The organism is Pseudomonas sp. GW821-FHT10B02, from assembly GCF_059415665.1.
On record NZ_JBWKNR010000002.1, the window covers coordinates 378222 to 394896 of the forward strand.

The following is a 16675-nucleotide window of genomic DNA, read 5'->3' on the forward strand; positions in this document are numbered from 1 at the left end:
GTAGAATCACGCCCTGACTCAATCAGGGCGTTTTTTTATGCGTATTGGCCACGGCTACGATGTGCACCGCTTCGCGGAAGGCGATTTCATCACCTTGGGTGGGGTGCGCATTGCGCACAAGTTCGGGCTGCTGGCCCATTCCGATGGCGACGTATTGCTGCACGCCCTGAGCGATGCCCTGCTCGGCGCCGCGGCGCTGGGCGATATCGGCAAGCACTTCCCCGACACCGACCCGCAGTTCAAGGGCGCAGACAGTCGTGTGCTGTTGCGGCATGTGGTCAACATCGTCCAGGCCAAAGGCTGGAAGGTCGGCAATGTCGACGCCACCATCGTTGCCCAGGCGCCGAAGATGGCCCCGCATATCGATACCATGCGCCAGTTGATTGCCGAAGACCTGCAGGTCGAACTGGATCAGGTCAACGTCAAGGCCACCACCACCGAGAAGCTGGGCTTCACCGGTCGTGAAGAAGGCATTGCCGTCCACGCCGTTGCCTTGTTGCTGCCAGCATGACCGAACTGGAACTTCTCGGCCCGCGTGCATCGGGCCCGGCGCTGGGCAGCGCGATTCTCAAGGCCACCGCCGAAGACTTCCAGGTTGACGAAGTCCTCGACATTCCCTTGTCCGGCAATGGTGAGCACCTGTGGTTGTGGGTTGAAAAACGCGACCTTAATACCGAAGAAGCTGCGCGCCGTCTGGCCCGGGCTGCTGGTGTGCCGTTACGCAACATCAGCTATGCCGGTCTCAAGGACCGTCAGGCCCTGACCCGTCAGTGGTTCAGCCTGCACCTGCCGGGCAAGGCGGATCCGGACTTGAGCGCGGCGGAAAATGAAACCCTGAGCATCCTCAAGCAGACCCGGCACTCGCGCAAGCTGCAGCGTGGCGCCCATTCGGCCAACGGTTTCACCTTGCGCCTGACTGCTTTGAGTGCCGATCGCCCGGCACTGGATGCCCGCCTGGAGCAACTGCGCAGCCAGGGCGTTCCCAACTATTTTGGCACCCAGCGCTTTGGCCATGCCGGTGGCAATGTTCACGATGCCCGCGACTGGGCCGGGCGCCAGGCTCTGCCGGAACAGCGCAATGTACGTTCACGGCTGCTTTCCAGTGCACGCAGTTATCTGTTCAACCAGGTGCTGGCACAACGCGTAGCCGACGGCAGTTGGCAGCGCGCCCAGGTCGGCGACCTGTTGGCGTTTACCGACAGCCGCAGCTTTTTTCCGGCTGGCGAAGCGGAGTGTTCCGATCCGCGCCTGGCCATTCTTGACCTGCACCCCACCGGCCCGCTGTGGGGCGAGGGGCAGTCAGGCGCCAGCGGCGCCACTGGCGAACTCGAACAGCGCATCGGTGAGCAGCATGCGTCGTTGTGCCAGTGGTTGGCGCGGGCGGGCATGAGTCACGAACGCCGCATCCTGCGACTGCCCATTGGCGGTCTGACGTGGCATTATCCCGAGCCTGATATTCTGCAACTGGAATTCGTCCTTCCGGCCGGATGCTTTGCCACCGTGGTGGTGCGCGAGCTTGTTGATCTGGTGTCGGCAGGGCAGACGGACAGCCCATGCGTATTCTGATTTCGAACGACGACGGCGTTACCGCCCCCGGACTCGCCGCGCTGCATGCTGCGCTGGCGGATTATGCCGACTGTGTGGTGATTGCCCCGGATCAAGACAAGAGCGGCGCCAGCAGTTCGCTGACGCTCGACCGCCCCTTGTGCCCGCAGACCCTGGCCAATGGCTATATCAGCCTCAATGGCACGCCGACCGATTGCGTGCACCTGGGGCTCAACGGTCTGTTGGAACAGACACCGGACATGGTGGTGTCGGGGATCAACCTGGGGGCCAACCTGGGCGATGACGTGCTGTACTCCGGCACGGTGGCCGCCGCGCTGGAAGGACGCTTCCTCGGTGGTACTTCCTTCGCTTTCTCGTTGCTCTCGCGCCTGCCGGACAACCTGCCGACCGCCGCCTATATCGCACGCAAGCTGGTCGAGGCGCACAAGACGCTGGAATTACCGCCGCGAACAGTGCTCAATGTGAATATCCCCAACTTGCCGCTCGAGCATATCCGCGGCATCCAGTTGACACGCCTGGGGCATCGCGCCCGCGCTGCGGCGCCGACCAAGGTGGTCAACCCGAGGGGCAAGGAAGGCTACTGGATCGCGGTGGCCGGTGATGCCGAGGACGGCGGCCCGGGCACGGATTTTCATGCGGTGATGCAGGGTTATGTGTCGATCACCCCGTTGCAGCTCGACCGCACCTTCAACGACGCTTTCGAGCGTCTGGATGGTTGGCTGGAGGGGTTGCTCTGATGCGTGAACAGGAGGATCTGATGCGCCATGGTATCGGTTTTACCTCGCAACGAACCCGTGAGCGGCTCATTCAGCGGTTGATCGAAGAAGGCGTGTCCAACCCCAAAGTGATCGATGTGCTGCGGCGTACGCCGCGTCACCTGTTTGTCGACGAGGCGCTGGCACACCGCGCCTATGAAGACACGGCGCTGCCGATCGGCAACAACCAGACGATTTCCCAGCCCTTCATGGTCGCGCACATGAGTGAGCTGCTGCTGCAGGCGGGCCCTCTGGACAAGGTGCTGGAGATCGGCACCGGTTCGGGCTATCAGACCGCTATTCTCGCGCAACTGGTCGAGCGGGTGTTCTCCGTGGAGCGCATCAAGGTGCTGCAGGATCGCGCCAAGGAACGACTGACCGAGCTCAACCTGCGCAACGTGGTGTTTCGCTGGGGCGATGGCTGTGAAGGCTGGCCGGCGCTGGCGCCTTACAACGGCATCATCGTCACGGCGGTGGCTCAGGAAGTCCCGCAGGCCTTGCTTGACCAGCTCGCCCCGGGCGGGCGCATGGTCATTCCGGTGGGGCCAACAGGCGACACCCAGCATTTGATGCTGATCGTGCGTGAAGAGCATGGGTTTTCGCAGCAGGTGCTCGGCGCCGTGCGTTTCGTGCCGTTGCTGACCGGCCCGCTGGCCTGATCAGGACTTTTTTTCAGCACCAGCGAATTCCTCCGGTATTGCCCTGTCTATCTGGCGGGCTACCCTGATCTGTCAGGGTTCACATTTTGCGCAAGCCTGGCATCCGCAAGGCGCATGTGCTCGGTTATAATTGAAACAATATTGCATTTTCGCAACAGTCACCATGAGAGGGAGCGGCGGGTGGGGCACACAATCAATCAGCAGCGCAGGGGATTTTCGAGCTTCAAGCTTCTGGTGATTGCACTTGCCGCCGGTTCACTGCTTTCGGGTTGTTCCAGCACGTCGACCAACAGTGCGCGAGTGGTCGATCGCAACGCGCCGGTGGCCAAGCGTCCTGCTACCACCAGTGGCCAGTATGTGGTGCGCCCTGGTGACACCCTGTACTCCATCGCCTTTCGTTATGGCTGGGACTACAAGGCTCTGGCTGCCCGCAACGGCATCGCCGCGCCGTATACCATCCGCCCTGGCCAGGCGATCCGCTTCGATGGTCGCTCCAGTGGACCTGCCAGCGCGACCACCACCGTGGTCACCACTTCATCATCGCCTTCGAGTAAAACCACGATCACCACGCGCCCGGCCGGTACTCCTGCCAAGCCTGCGACAGCGCCTGTGACGACTCCCGTGACATCCACGCCAGCGCCTGTAGTAACCCCTACCGCGCCGGCTCAGGTGCCTGCTGCCGAGCGAGCCGTAGGCGGCTGGGCATGGCCGGCCACGGGTGTGCTGATTGGCAAATTTGCTTCAAACGGCAGTTTGAATAAAGGCATTGATATCGCCGGTGATTTGGGACAGCCTGTTTTTGCTGCGTCTGATGGTTCAGTTGTCTACGCCGGGAGTGGCTTGCGGGGCTACGGCGAGTTGGTCATCATCAAGCACAGCGACACCTACGTCAGTGCCTACGGTCACAACCGCAGGCTTTTGGTTCGGGAGGGACAGCAGGTCAAAGTTGGGCAGACAATTGCCGAAATGGGTTCCACGGGCACAGACCGGGTGAAGCTGCATTTTGAGATTCGCCGCCAGGGCAAACCTGTTGATCCGCTGCAATTCCTGCCACGTCGTTGATTGCTAGTACCCGGCCTGTTCCTCGCGTAGAGGGGACAGGCTCCAGCGTTGCCAGGGATATCGGCGCCGCTCGAGTCTGAGTTCGAACTCAGCAAAGGACTATAACAATGGCTCTCAGTAAAGAAGTGCCGGAGTTTGACATCGACGATGAAGTGCTCCTGATGGAGACGGGCATCGTTTTGGAAACGGATGTGGTGTCAGACGAACCTGCTGTATCTTCGGTTCGGACCAGGGCCAAACAAGGCTCTACGCTTAAGCAGCACAAGTACATCGATTATACCCGTGCGCTTGATGCAACCCAGTTATACCTCAATGAAATCGGCTTTTCGCCTTTGCTCTCGCCAGAGGAAGAGGTTCATTTTGCGCGCCTTTCGCAAAGTGGCGATCCTGCCGGGCGCAAGCGCATGATCGAGAGCAACCTGCGTCTGGTGGTGAAGATCGCCCGGCGTTATGTGAATCGTGGGCTTTCGCTGCTGGATCTGATCGAAGAGGGCAACCTGGGGTTGATTCGCGCGGTCGAGAAATTCGACCCTGAGCGTGGTTTCCGTTTCTCTACCTATGCCACCTGGTGGATCCGGCAAACCATCGAACGGGCGATCATGAACCAGACCCGCACGATTCGCCTGCCGATTCATGTGGTCAAGGAGCTCAACGTTTACCTGCGTGCGGCACGCGAACTGACCCAGAAGCTCGATCACGAACCGTCCCCGGAAGAGATCGCCAGCCTCCTGGAAAAACCCGTTGGAGAGGTCAAACGCATGCTCGGGCTCAACGAGCGTGTATCGTCGGTGGACGTGTCCCTGGGGCCGGACTCCGACAAGACCCTGCTCGATACCCTGACCGACGATCGCCCAACCGACCCTTGCGAGCTGCTCCAGGATGATGACCTGTCCCAGAGCATCGACCAATGGCTGAGCGAGCTGACGGACAAGCAGCGCGAAGTGGTGATTCGCCGTTTCGGCCTGCGCGGGCACGAAAGCAGCACCCTGGAAGATGTCGGGCTGGAGATCGGCCTGACCCGTGAACGGGTTCGCCAGATCCAGGTAGAGGGCCTCAAGCGCTTGCGTGAGATCCTCGAGAAGAATGGCCTGTCCAGTGAGTCGCTGTTCCAGTAAGCATTGCTTGCAGCAAAGAACGCCTCGATATGATCGAGGCGTTTTTGTTTGTGTACGAAACAGGCCACAGTGAGGCATTTCCTGTTGTTTCCAGGGAAACATCCGGGTTTAGTCGAAAGCCTCAATCGCTGTTGGCACTGTTGTTTTCCGTGTAAGCCTTCGCTTACCCGTTATGTAAGTCATCGCTATAGGTTTTAGTAAAACGTTGTCGTTTTCACTGTGGTTATTTTTGTAAGCTATTGATAAATAACAAATATATTGTTTTTTTCAGATACGTTTCTGCAGCATTTTGAGAGTTCTGACCTGTTGAAGGAAATGCTGCAAACGCTAGTATCTCAACTGTGTCTACGGACTGACACAGGCTATCAAGGATGATGGCAAAGGACATCGCAGGACGCGATTCATCAGGATGATGAAAGGGAACAAAGGGACTACGGAAAAAATGTGGGCGGGTTAAACCGCCCCTTTTTTTTGCCTGCAATAAACATAAAAAAAGGCCCTCCAAGGGCCTTTTTTAGTGAACCGGAGTGCTTAACGCTCCAGATCGGCGATCTTGCCTGGCTTGCCATCCCACTCTTCAGCGTCCGGCAGGGCATCCTTACGCTCGGTGATGTTTGGCCAGATCTCTGCCAGCTCGGCATTGAGCTCGATGAAGTTCTCCATGCCACTTGGCACTTCGTCTTCCGAGAAAATGGCTTGGGCAGGGCATTCAGGCTCGCACAGTGCACAGTCGATGCACTCATCCGGGTGAATGACCAGGAAGTTCGGGCCTTCGTAGAAGCAGTCCACCGGACAGACTTCTACGCAGTCGGTGTACTTGCACTTGATGCAGTTGTCGGTGACGACGAAGGTCATTTCTAATTCTCTCCTCAGGCGACGGCAGCGATACCCTTCCAGACAGGGTCGCTCGGTTTGGTCGTTCGGCTGCAAGCCAGGCTAGTAACCTGCAGCACCGCCAAACCGCGCGGGATTCTATCAGCTTGTGCGGGCTCGCGTTATAACAGAGTCTTCAGTGTATAGAGCATTTCGATAGCTTGACGCGGCGTCATGTTGTCCAGGTCGAGCTTCCCGAGCTTCTCGATGGCCGGGTGAGGCAGGCTGGCAAACAGGTCGCTCTGGTGCGGAACATCTGGCGCACCCTTGGGCACTGCAGGCATTTCATGCGGCAGGCTGGCGGTTTCCAGCCGGCCCAGGTGTTCGCGCGCACGCTGGATCACCGGCGTCGGTACGCCCGCCAGTTGCGCCACGGCCAGGCCGTAGCTCTGGCTGGCAGGGCCCGGCAGCACATGGTGCAGGAACACGATGCGCTCGTTGTGCTCGGTGGCGTTCAGGTGCACGTTGGCCACCAGAGGTTCGTTTTCCGGCAGCACCGTGAGTTCGAAGTAGTGAGTGGCAAACAGCGTGTAGGCGCGCAGTTGCGCCAGACGTTCGGCGGCGGCCCAGGCCAGGGACAGGCCGTCGAAGGTACTGGTACCACGGCCGACTTCGTCCATCAGCACCAGGCTGCGATCGGTGGCGTTGTGCAGGATGTTGGCGGTTTCGCTCATTTCGACCATGAAGGTCGAACGCCCGCCGGCCAGATCGTCGCTGGAGCCGATACGGGTGAAGATGCGGTCGACCAGCGACAGCTCGCAGCTGGCTGCCGGTACGAAGCTGCCAATATGCGCCATCAGCACAATCAGGGCCGTCTGGCGCATGTAGGTGGATTTACCGCCCATGTTCGGGCCGGTGATCACCAGCATGCGGGTGTTGTCGTCCAGTGCCAGGTCGTTGGCCACGAACGGCGTGGTCAGTACCTGCTCGACCACCGGGTGGCGACCCTGGCTGATGCGCATGCACGGCTCGTCGACGAAGGACGGGCAGTTCAGGTCCAGGTTCAGCGCACGCTCGGCGAGGTTGCTCAGCACATCCAGCTCGGCCAGGGCCGCGGAGGTGTCTTGCAGGGGCGCCAGATGACCAATCAGGGTTTCCAGCAGCGCGTCGTAGAGCATCTTCTCGCGGGCAAGGGCGCGACTCTTGGCCGACAGTGCCTTGTCTTCGAAGACTTTCAGTTCCGGGGTGATGAAGCGTTCGGCACCCTTGAGCGTCTGCCGCCGAATGTAGTCGGCAGGCGCCTGTTCGGCCTGCTTGCTTGGCAGCTCGATGAAGTAGCCATGCACACGGTTGTAGCCGACCTTGAGGTTGGCCAGGCCGGTGCGGGCTTTTTCCCGCGCTTCCAGATCGATAAGGAACTGGCCGGCGTTCTCGCTCATGGACAGCAATTCGTCCAGTTCGCTGTCGTAGCCGGTTTTCAGCACGCCTCCGTCACGGATGACTGCGGGCGGGTTGTCGATGATGGCTTTTTCCAGCAGGTCGGCCAGTTCCGGGTAGGTGCCGGTGATGGCCGCCAGGCGCGCCAGGTGCGGTGCTTCGAGCTCCGCCATAGCGTTCTGCAGTTCAGGCAGGGCGCCCAAGGCATCGCGTAGGCGCGCCAGGTCCCGCGGCCGGGCGTTGCGCAGGCCGATACGGGCAAGGATCCGTTCGAGGTCGCCGATTTCCTTGAGCTGCGGCTGCAGTTTTTCAAAGCGGTAGCTGTCGAGCAGGCAGCGAATCGAGCCCTGGCGTGCCTGCAGCACTTTCAGGTCGCGCAGCGGACGGTTCAGCCAGCGCGTCAGCAGACGGCTGCCCATGGCGGTCTGGCAACGGTCGATGACCGACTGCAAGGTATTGTCGCGGCCACCGGCCAGGTTTACGTCCAGTTCGAGGTTGCGGCGGCTGGCGCCGTCGAGCACCACGGTATCGTCCAGACGTTCATGCTTGAGGCTGCGCAAATGCGGCAGGGCAGTGCGCTGGGTTTCCTTGGCGTAGCCCAACAGGCAGCCGGCAGCGCCGATGGCAAGGGTCAGCTTCTCGCAGCCAAAGCCTTTGAGGTCCTGGGTTGCGAACTGCTGGCAGAGGCTCTTGCGTGCCGAGTCGCGGTCGAAGTCCCACGGCGCACGGCGGCGGGCGCCACGGCGTTTCTCGGCCGGCAGGCCTTGTGGCCAGTCATCCGGGATCAGCAACTCGACCGGATTGATGCGCTCAAGTTCGGCCAGCAGGTTTTCCCAGCCCTTGATCTCCAGCACGGTGAAGTTGCCGCTGGTGATATCCAGCACGGCCAGGCCGAACAGGCGCTCGTCACCCAGCACGGCCGCGATCAGGTTGTCGCGGCGCTCGTCGAGCAGCGCCTCGTCGCTGACCGTGCCCGGGGTGATGATGCGTACCACCTGGCGCTCGACCGGGCCCTTGCTGGTGGCCGGGTCGCCGATCTGTTCGCAGATCACCACCGATTCGCCCAGCTTCACCAGCTTGGCCAGGTAGCCCTCGGCCGCGTGGAAGGGGATACCGCACATGGGGATCGACTGGCCCGCCGATTGCCCGCGGGCAGTCAGGGTAATGTCCAGGAGTTTTGCGGCCTTCTTCGCATCTTCATAGAAGATTTCGTAGAAGTCGCCCATGCGGTAGAACATCAGTTGATCCGGATGCTGGTTTTTCAGCTTCCAGTACTGCTGCATCATCGGGGTGTGTGCGGAAAGATCGCTCATTACAGAAACTTGGCTCGCAGTGTCGTTTAGACCAAAGGCAAGCGGGCAATGGTACAGGGATTTTGCGCGCGATGCCGAGGCGAACAGCCGCGCGCGACCATTTGTCCATGCAGTTTCGTGCATATTGGCATTTGCATTTCGTATCAAGCGATTGCATTATGCAAATTATGCAAAAACGCAACGTAGCATCCGTCTTGAGAGCATTGCTCGACCGTCACGGTATCTCCCCCACGGAGCTGCACCGGCGTACCGGCGTGCCGCAATCCACCCTGTCGCGCATTCTTAGTGAGAAGATCGTCGATCCTTCCGATAAGCATGTGTCGAAGATCGCCGAGTATTTCGGGGTAAGTACCGATCAACTGCGTGGGCGCGTCGAGCTTGGAGAAAGCCGCGAGGCCGTGCCCGGGCGCAGTCATGCCGAGCTGCACGACATCAGCCTGTGGGATGACGACACGCCCGTCGAGGACGACGAGGTATCCATTCCGTTTCTTCGCGAGGTCGAGTTGGCAGCAGGATCAGGACGATTCGTCATCGAAGAAAGCGAGAAGGCCAGCCTGCGCTTCGGCAAGCGCAGCCTGCGTCACAACGGCGTGCAATTCGACCAGGCCAAATGCGTCACCGTGCGTGGCAACAGCATGTTGCCGGTGTTGCGCGATGGCGCCACGGTGGGCGTCAACGCCGGCAAGAGTGGCATCGGCGATATCGTCGATGGCGACCTGTACGCCATCAATCACAATGGTCAACTGCGGGTGAAACAGCTGTATCGCCTGCCTACCGGCATACGCCTGCGCAGCTTCAACCGCGATGAACACCCGGATGAAGACTACAGCTTCCAGCAGATGCAGGAAGAGCAGATCAGCATCCTCGGTCATGTGTTCTGGTGGGGCATGTACGCCCGCTGACTCACATCCCGACAATCAGAAAACCCGCTTCGGCGGGTTTTTTTTCGTCTGCTGAAAAGCACTCCAGGCCCCACGGCATAAGGCTTACATGCATATGTGCATTTTCCTATGCATAAATATTTCCACAAATGCATTGACTGCATATGCACCAATGCATAATCTTTGTCTCAAGCCGGTCGACACCGGCAGTGACAAAGGCAGCGATGAACAGGCCTGAACTGTTCAGAGGGTTGGCAACTGACCCGGGTGTGCAGCGTAAAGCACCACAAGCAGTTATCCGGCGGGCAGGCGGCCGCGGTCGGAAGAACAATTTGAAGCGGAGTTGCCCGGGCACCAGTCGTGGCGGGCGGTTCGACAACGCATTACTGAAAAGCCTGGGCGACCGGGCTTTTTGGAATGCCGAGTGATCGGTTCTACAACACACGCCGCAGGCAAGGTGCCGAGCGGAACTACTCAAGGAGACAGGACAGTGACAAACGAGCAACAGACGTTACTGGAAATGCCGATCTGGCTGGTGATCGTCCTGGCCTTGCTGGGCGGCATTTCCGGAGAAATGTGGCGCGCCGACAAGGCCGGCGCCCGAGGTTGGGCGCTGGTTCGGCGTCTGCTTTTGCGCTCAGGGGCCTGCATGGTCTGCGGGGTGTCCACGGTGATGCTGCTGTATGCCAGCGGCATGTCGATCTGGACTGCCAGTGCTTTTGGCTGTCTGACCGCGATGGCAGGAGCCGATGTGGCGATCGGTTTGTATGAGCGCTGGGCGGCGCGGCGGCTGGGGGTAGAGGCGCAGGACTTCAACAAACCGGCCAGCAAGGAGGAGCGATTGTGAACGAGCTGACGACTTTGCATGAGGCCATCACCGCCACCATCAAGCTCGCAATGCCTGTGCTCGAAACCGTTGAGGCCTATGTGCCGGCTAACCAAAGCACAACATTGCCAGCACTGCTGCATGCCATCACCGGCCTGAAACCAGGCATCGATCCTGGCGATGGCCGCTCCTGCATCGCGGCGACTTTCGAGGCGCGCATCCTGGTCGATAGCAACCTTCCACAGGCGTCATTGCAGGCCGTTACCCTGGCAACTCAGCTGGCTGTACTGCTGCGCAAGCAGTTCTGGGGGCTGGACTTCGTCGAAGAGACACAACAGGTGCAGGCCCTGCCTGTGCTCGCCGTCCCGGCTTCGCCCGTTGCGGTCGAGTGGCGGGTGCAATGGGAGCAGGTCTTGCGCCTGGGTATCGTGCAATGGCCGTGGCCTGATGAGCCGGGGCCGTTGGCTTTTGCCTTCAGCCCCGACACCGGCCTTGGTAATGAAGGCAGTTACCAATCACCGGAGGACCTGGCATGAGCTACGCCAGTGCAGCCCATGACCGCATGTTGGCGGCGTTGATCATTCCTTGCCGGGTGGTTGCGGTCGATCTTGCCGCAGCCAAGGTCCGGGTTTCCGACGGTGCCGGCTGGACCAGCACTTGGGTCCGTTGGCACAGCCTGTCCGCTGGCAAGACGCGGCATTGGCGCTCGCCCAGCCTTGATGAGCAAGGCGTGCTGGTCAGCCCGAGCGGTGAGCCCGCGCAAGGTACTTTCATACCCGGTCTGTACGGAAACGCCGGCGATCAACCGGACAACCGCGACCATGTCGAGGTCTGGCGCTTCGCCGACGGCGGCTCGCTGGTCTATGACTGGCAGGCCAGCAGCTACACCATCGAGCTGCCCGGCGGCACCCTGGCCTTAAAGGTCGGTGGCAGTTCGGCAGTGGTCACCGCCGACTCCATTGTTGCCCAAGCCACCAACATTTCCCTGACCGGTGAGGTGCAGGTCAACGGGATGCTACGGGTAACCGGCGACATCCTTGGCGGCGGCAAGATCATCGACACCGGCGGCAACACCGCCAACCACAAGCATTGAACCCAGCCCGCCGACGCGGGCTTTTTTACGCCTGGAGAAATCATGGCCACGCTAATAAAGGAGTAAGCCGATGATCGGAGTGAATCGCCGTACCGGTGCATCGCTGTCGGGCATCGAGCATGTGCGCCAATCCATTGAAGACATCCTGACCACACCGCTGGGCAGCCGGCGCATGCGTCCGGCCTATGGCAGCGCGCTACGACGCTTTGTCGATCTGCCGGTCAATGACGGCTGGAAAAGTGCGGTGCAGGCCGAAGTGGCGCGTTCCCTCGCACGCTGGGAGCCACGCCTGAAACTGGAGCGGGTCCGGGTGCTGGCGGTGACGGGCGGGCAGATCAGCCTGCAGCTCAGCGGACAGTACCTGGGCGATAGCCAGATGCTGGAGGTGACGGCATGAGCAGTCTGGATCTTTCGGCGCTGCCCGCGCCGCAGGTGCTGGAAGACCTCGATTTCGAGACCATTTTCCAGGAGGACCTGGCGACCTTCCGGTCGCACATGGGCGACAACTGGGACGCGTTGCTGGAGAGCGACCCGGTGACAAAACTGCTGGAAGTCGGTGCCTATCGCAAGCTGCTCAACCGGGCGCGGGTCAACGATGCCGCCAAGGCGCTGTTGCTGGCGTATGCGCAAGGCACAGACCTCGATCAACTCGCCGCCAATGTGCGTCTTGAGCGCCTGGTGGTGCAGGCCGGCAACCCGGACACGGTACCGCCGACGCCAGAGGTCCTCGAAGAGGACGATGCCCTGCGTGAGCGGGTCCAGTTGGTCTATGAAGGTTTGACCACTGCAGGGCCGCGCAACAGCTACATCCTGCATGCCCGCAATGCCTCCGGCCAGGTCGCCGATGCAACTGCGCAGAGCCCGTCGCCTGCGGTTGTGGTGGTCACGGTGCTGGCCCTGGAGGGCAATGGCATGGCGGCTGCCGACTTGCTGGAAACTGTCCGCGCCAGGCTCAACGACGACGATGTGCGCCCGGTGGCCGATCGCCTGACAGTGCAGAGCGCTGAAATTCTGCCGTACCGCATCGATGCCGTGGTGCACATGAGTGGTAGCGGTCCGGAGATCGAGGCAACCCTGGCCGAGTGCAAGCGCCGTCTGCAGGCCTGGGTCAATCCTCGTCGGCGACTGGGCGTTGAAGTGGCGCGCTCGGGGGTAGATGCCCAGTTGCATATCAATGGCGTCAGCCGGGTCGATCTGAACAACTGGACTGATATCCGTCCGAGCATGGCGCAAGCAGCCTGGTGCGAAGGCATCAGCGTGACACGGGGGAACTGAGATGAACAGCTTGCTCCCGCTCAACAGTACCGCGCTTGAACAGGCCATCGAGGCCGCTGGTGCTGAAGTTACCGAGATACCGCTACGCGCCCTGTACAACCCGGACACCTGCCCGGCGCACCTGCTGCACCAACTGGCCTGGGCCTGGTCGGTCGACCGCTGGGACGAAACCTGGCCGGAAGCAATCAAGCGCTCGGTGATTCGCTCGGCGTTCTACGTGCATGCGCACAAAGGCACCATCGGTGCGTTGCGCCGGGTGGTCGAGCCGCTGGGTTACCTGATCGAAGTTCGCGAGTGGTGGCAGAGCGTGCCCGAGGGCGTGCCAGGCAGTTTCGAGCTGCAGGTGGGCGTGCTGGAAACCGGTATCACCGAGGAAATGTATCAGGAGCTGACGCGGCTGATTGAAGACGCAAAGCCAGTCAGTCGCCATCTCATCGGTCTGGCCATTTCCTTGGCCAGCACTGGATACATGCGATTGGGCATGGGCCTGTATGAGGGCGAGGAAATCGATATTTACCCACCCATGTCATACGACATCGAGGTCAGTGGCAGTTTTGGCCATGTTGGCCGTGAACATCAAATTGAATATCTGGATGTGTACTCATGACTACTGCGAACAGTCAGTTCTTCGCCATCCTCACGGCGGTGGGGGAGGCCAAACAGGCCAACGCCAATGCCTTGGGCGTGCCCTGGACGTTTTCCCAACTGGGGGTTGGCGATGCCAACCTGACCGACCCGGTGCCTTCCCGCGAGCAGACCCGGCTCATCAATGAGCGGCGCCGGGCGCCGCTGAATCAGCTCAAGGTTGATCCGGCCAACCCGAACCTGATCGTCGCCGAGCAGGTAATTCCGCCTGACGTCGGTGGCTGGTGGATTCGCGAAATCGGCCTCTACGATGCAGATGGCGATCTGGTTGCGGTGGCCAACTGTGCGCCGAGCTTCAAACCGTTGCTCAACCAGGGCACCGGCAAGACCCAGGTTGTGCGCCTGAACATCATCGTCACCAGTACGGCCAATGTGCAACTGAAGATTGACCCGGCGGTGGTGCTGGCCACGCGATCTTATGTCGATGCGGCGATTCTGGAGGTGCTGCCGAAGAACAAAACGCCCGGTGAATATACGCGGATCAAGATCAATGATCGCGGGCTGGTGGTTTCAGGTGACAACCCGACGACGCTGGCAGGCAACGGCATCAGCGATGCCTACACGAAAGAGCAGGTCGACGCGATCATTGCCCAAGCGTCGGCGCTGCCGGTTGGTGCCATGGTCGCGTTCCCGGTAGACAAGGTCGCCCCAGGTTTTCTGGAGGTCGACGGCAGCGTCAAGAGTATTGCGGCCTATCCCGATCTGGCGGCTTTTCTGGGTACCACTTTCAACAAGGGTGACGAGGGACTAGGCAATTTCCGGCTGCCCGAATCACGAGCGGAGTTCTTCCGTGGCTGGGACCATGGGCGTGGAGTTGATGCAGGGCGCGGCATAGGCACCTGGCAGAAAGGGAGTTTGCAGTCCTTCGACCCATCCACCGCTGCGCCTGCTGTAACCGGCCTGTGGCACAGCGGTTCTGATATCAACATCGATGCGGCACATGGTCTCGATAAGCTGATATCCGCAGATTACCCGGTAAGCCAGGCCGTAGGAGTCGCAGCAGGCACCACAAATGCGGCTGGCATTGGTCTTGGCACAAGCCGACCACGTAACTTGGCGGTGATGTGGTGCATTAAGGCCTGGAACGCGCCGATCAATCAGGGGCAGATCGATATCGCCGCGCTGGCCGTTTTGGCCGGGCAGGCAACCGAGCAAAACCAAGGCACAGCCAAGATCGCAACTGATGCCCAGATGCTCGACAGTGCAAACAATCTTGTGATTGCCACTCCGAAAAAGCTCCGTAAAGGCTTTGCAACCAGCCTTTCTACGAATGGTTACATCGCTTTTCCTAGCTGGCTCGGCGGTCTCATTGTTCAGTGGGGGCACGTAGATGTCTCAAACACTGGGACAGTCGTCAATTGGCCGATGGCATTTCCTAGCGCAATAGTTTCGCTTCAGGCAATGCACTTCGGTGGCGTCCCTACTCAAGCTGGCGCGATTTCTGCCTCTCCACAGTCGGTAACTGGCGCAACTTTCGTCAATAGCGGGGCTGTGAGCCCAGTGCTTGCACGATACTTAGCCATCGGATTCTAAATAGAGACTGACCCATGAAGCGACTCTATAGCCCCAGCACACAGACGACGTATATCGATCGTATTCACTCATCAATTCCCGACGATGCGATACCAATTACGGAGGCGCTGTTTTTATCAGTCATTGCAAATCCAGAACCTGGGAAAGTTCGTGCACACGACAAGCAAGGTTTACCTTTTTTGATTGACGCCCCCTCTCCTGATGGTGTGTCGATTGAAAGAGCATGGCGTGATACCGAACTGTCAGCGTTGATCTGGTTGCGTGACCGTCACCGCGATCAACTGGAGATCGGCACCAAAACCACCCTGACGCCGGAGCAGTTCACCGAGCTTCTGACCCATATGCAAGCGCTGCGCGACTGGCCCCAGTCGGAGCAGTTCCCGGTGATCGAATACCGCCCAGTGGCGCTGCCCTGGATCACCGAGCAATCCCAATAAAGCCCCGCATCGACGGGGCTTTTTCTTATCCGCAACAAACCCTTGAAGGCCTCGCACTGCGGGGCCTTCGCCTTTCTGGAGACTTACCCATGAGTGGATTCTTCCACGGCGTCACCGTCACCAACGTCGACACCGGCGCGCGCACCATCGCGCTGCCTTCCTCCTCGATCATCGGCTTGGTCGACACCTTCACCGAAGGCCCGACCGCCACGGCCAAGGCCAACGACCTGGTGCTGATCACCAGCGAGCGTGAAGCCATTGCTGCCTTCGGCGCGAATGCGGCGATCACCAAGGCCTGTCAGGCCATTTACAGCCGCACCAAGGCGGTCATCGTCGCCTGTGGCGTGGCCAAGCTTGAGGATGCCGCCGAGCAGACTTCGGCAATCATCGGCGGTGTATTGGCCGACGGTAAACGCACCGGTCTGCAGGCGCTGCTCGACGGCAAAAGCCGCTTCAACGCCCAGCCGCGTCTGTTGGTGACCCCAAAACACAGCGCCACCCAGGCCGTCGGCACGGCGCTGGTGGCCCTGGCTGACAAGCTGCGTGGCCTAGCCATCCTCGATGGTCCGAACACCACCGACGAAGCCGCCATTGCCTATGCCGATAACTTCGGTGCCAAGCGCGCCTTCCTCGTCGATCCGGGCGTGCAGTACTGGGACACCACCGCAGACGCCACCGTCGATGCACCAGCCTCGGCCTGGGTCGCCGGTCTGTTCGCCTGGACCGATAGCGAGTACGGCTTCTGGGCCTCGCCGTCGAACAAGGAGTTCGTCGGTATTACCGGCACCGGTCGTCCGATCGAGTACCTCGATGGCGACGTAACCTGCCGCGCCAACCTGCTCAACAACGCCAACATCACCACGGTCATTCGCGATGACGGCTACCGCCTGTGGGGCAACCGCACCCTGAGCAGCGATCCGAAATGGGCTTTCGTCACCCGCGTGCGGACCATGGACATCGTCATGGACGCGATCCTCTATGGCCACAAGTGGGCGGTCGACCGCTCGATCACTGCCACCTACGTCAAGGACGTGACCGAAGGCCTGCAAGCCTTCATGCGCGATCTCAAGGCCCAGGGCGCAATCATCAATTTCGAAGTGTTCGCCGATCCCGAGCTGAACACCGCCAGCCAGCTGGAGCAGGGCAAGGTGTACTGGAACATCCGGTTCACCGACGTACCGCCAGCCGAGAACCCGAACTTCCGCGTCGAGGTCACCAACCAGTGGTTGACCGAAGTCCTCGACCAGGCCGCTTAATCAAGGAGC

The 16675-nt window shown here is 60.5% G+C and carries 18 protein-coding genes; 16 read left to right on the plus strand and 2 right to left on the minus strand.

Annotation, left to right across the window (positions count from 1 at the left end; all coding sequences use genetic code 11):
• Window positions 1-37: 37 nt before the first annotated feature.
• The 6 genes from ispF (at window position 38) to rpoS (ending at window position 5157) form a co-directional block, all read left to right on the plus strand.
• Window positions 38-511 carry a 2-C-methyl-D-erythritol 2,4-cyclodiphosphate synthase gene (gene ispF / locus AC07OF_RS04695; protein WP_157193714.1) on the plus strand — a complete coding sequence of 158 codons (474 nt, stop codon included), beginning with the start codon at window positions 38-40 and terminating at the stop codon, window positions 509-511.
• Complete coding sequence (gene truD, locus AC07OF_RS04700) at window positions 508-1566, plus strand: tRNA pseudouridine(13) synthase TruD (RefSeq protein ID WP_157193713.1); 1059 nt, start codon at window positions 508-510, stop codon at window positions 1564-1566. The genes ispF and truD overlap by 4 nt, the downstream gene beginning before the upstream one ends.
• Window positions 1554-2303, plus strand: a complete 750-nt coding sequence (surE, locus tag AC07OF_RS04705; RefSeq protein ID WP_038613949.1) for a 5'/3'-nucleotidase SurE — start codon at window positions 1554-1556, stop codon at window positions 2301-2303. Before truD ends, surE begins: the two co-directional genes overlap by 13 nt.
• A complete protein-coding gene (locus tag AC07OF_RS04710; protein WP_157193712.1) occupies window positions 2303-2980 on the plus strand; it encodes a protein-L-isoaspartate(D-aspartate) O-methyltransferase in 678 nt (225 codons plus the stop codon). Before surE ends, AC07OF_RS04710 begins: the two co-directional genes overlap by 1 nt.
• 180 nt (window positions 2981-3160) lie before the next feature.
• A complete protein-coding gene (locus AC07OF_RS04715) occupies window positions 3161-4042 on the plus strand; it encodes a peptidoglycan DD-metalloendopeptidase family protein (protein WP_157193711.1) in 882 nt (293 codons plus the stop codon).
• Between the two features lie 107 nt (window positions 4043-4149).
• Entirely contained in the window at window positions 4150-5157 is a 1008-nt protein-coding gene (gene rpoS / locus AC07OF_RS04720) for an RNA polymerase sigma factor RpoS (protein WP_038613944.1), read from the plus strand.
• A gap of 531 nt (window positions 5158-5688) precedes the next feature.
• Here the strand turns inward: rpoS and fdxA are convergent.
• Window positions 5689-6012 carry a ferredoxin FdxA gene (gene fdxA, locus AC07OF_RS04725; RefSeq protein WP_003252355.1) on the minus strand — a complete coding sequence of 108 codons (324 nt, stop codon included), beginning with the start codon at window positions 6010-6012 and terminating at the stop codon, window positions 5689-5691.
• A 140-nt stretch (window positions 6013-6152) separates the two neighbouring features.
• Complete coding sequence (mutS, locus tag AC07OF_RS04730) at window positions 6153-8720, minus strand: DNA mismatch repair protein MutS (RefSeq protein WP_476445909.1); 2568 nt, start codon at window positions 8718-8720, stop codon at window positions 6153-6155.
• 158 nt (window positions 8721-8878) lie between these two features.
• Here mutS and AC07OF_RS04735 point away from each other — a divergent pair, with 158 nt between their 5' ends.
• The 10 genes from AC07OF_RS04735 (at window position 8879) to AC07OF_RS04780 (ending at window position 16666) form a co-directional block, all read left to right on the plus strand.
• On the plus strand, window positions 8879-9622 hold the full coding sequence (locus AC07OF_RS04735; RefSeq protein ID WP_157193709.1) for a LexA family transcriptional regulator: 744 nt from the start codon (window positions 8879-8881) through the stop codon (window positions 9620-9622).
• Window positions 9623-10091: 469 nt separating this feature from the next.
• On the plus strand, window positions 10092-10448 hold the full coding sequence (locus tag AC07OF_RS04740) for a phage holin family protein (RefSeq protein WP_157193708.1): 357 nt from the start codon (window positions 10092-10094) through the stop codon (window positions 10446-10448).
• A complete protein-coding gene (locus tag AC07OF_RS04745) occupies window positions 10445-10963 on the plus strand; it encodes a hypothetical protein (protein ID WP_476445908.1) in 519 nt (172 codons plus the stop codon). The genes AC07OF_RS04740 and AC07OF_RS04745 overlap by 4 nt, the downstream gene beginning before the upstream one ends.
• Window positions 10960-11520, plus strand: coding sequence for a phage baseplate assembly protein V (locus AC07OF_RS04750; RefSeq protein ID WP_157193706.1), 561 nt, complete (start codon window positions 10960-10962; stop codon window positions 11518-11520). Before AC07OF_RS04745 ends, AC07OF_RS04750 begins: the two co-directional genes overlap by 4 nt.
• Before the next feature lie 70 nt (window positions 11521-11590).
• Window positions 11591-11917 (plus strand): GPW/gp25 family protein, encoded by a 327-nt coding sequence (locus AC07OF_RS04755; protein ID WP_157193705.1) that lies wholly within the window; start codon window positions 11591-11593, stop codon window positions 11915-11917.
• Complete coding sequence (locus AC07OF_RS04760) at window positions 11914-12795, plus strand: baseplate J/gp47 family protein (protein ID WP_495072607.1); 882 nt, start codon at window positions 11914-11916, stop codon at window positions 12793-12795. The genes AC07OF_RS04755 and AC07OF_RS04760 overlap by 4 nt, the downstream gene beginning before the upstream one ends.
• 1 nt (window position 12796) lies before the next feature.
• Window positions 12797-13402 (plus strand): phage tail protein I, encoded by a 606-nt coding sequence (locus AC07OF_RS04765; RefSeq protein WP_495072608.1) that lies wholly within the window; start codon window positions 12797-12799, stop codon window positions 13400-13402.
• Window positions 13399-14973 carry a phage tail protein gene (locus AC07OF_RS04770; RefSeq protein ID WP_495072609.1) on the plus strand — a complete coding sequence of 525 codons (1575 nt, stop codon included), beginning with the start codon at window positions 13399-13401 and terminating at the stop codon, window positions 14971-14973. Before AC07OF_RS04765 ends, AC07OF_RS04770 begins: the two co-directional genes overlap by 4 nt.
• A gap of 14 nt (window positions 14974-14987) precedes the next feature.
• Window positions 14988-15410, plus strand: coding sequence for a phage tail protein (locus AC07OF_RS04775; RefSeq protein WP_495072610.1), 423 nt, complete (start codon window positions 14988-14990; stop codon window positions 15408-15410).
• An 89-nt stretch (window positions 15411-15499) separates the two neighbouring features.
• On the plus strand, window positions 15500-16666 hold the full coding sequence (locus tag AC07OF_RS04780) for a phage tail sheath subtilisin-like domain-containing protein (protein WP_495072611.1): 1167 nt from the start codon (window positions 15500-15502) through the stop codon (window positions 16664-16666).
• Window positions 16667-16675: the final 9 nt, after the last annotated feature.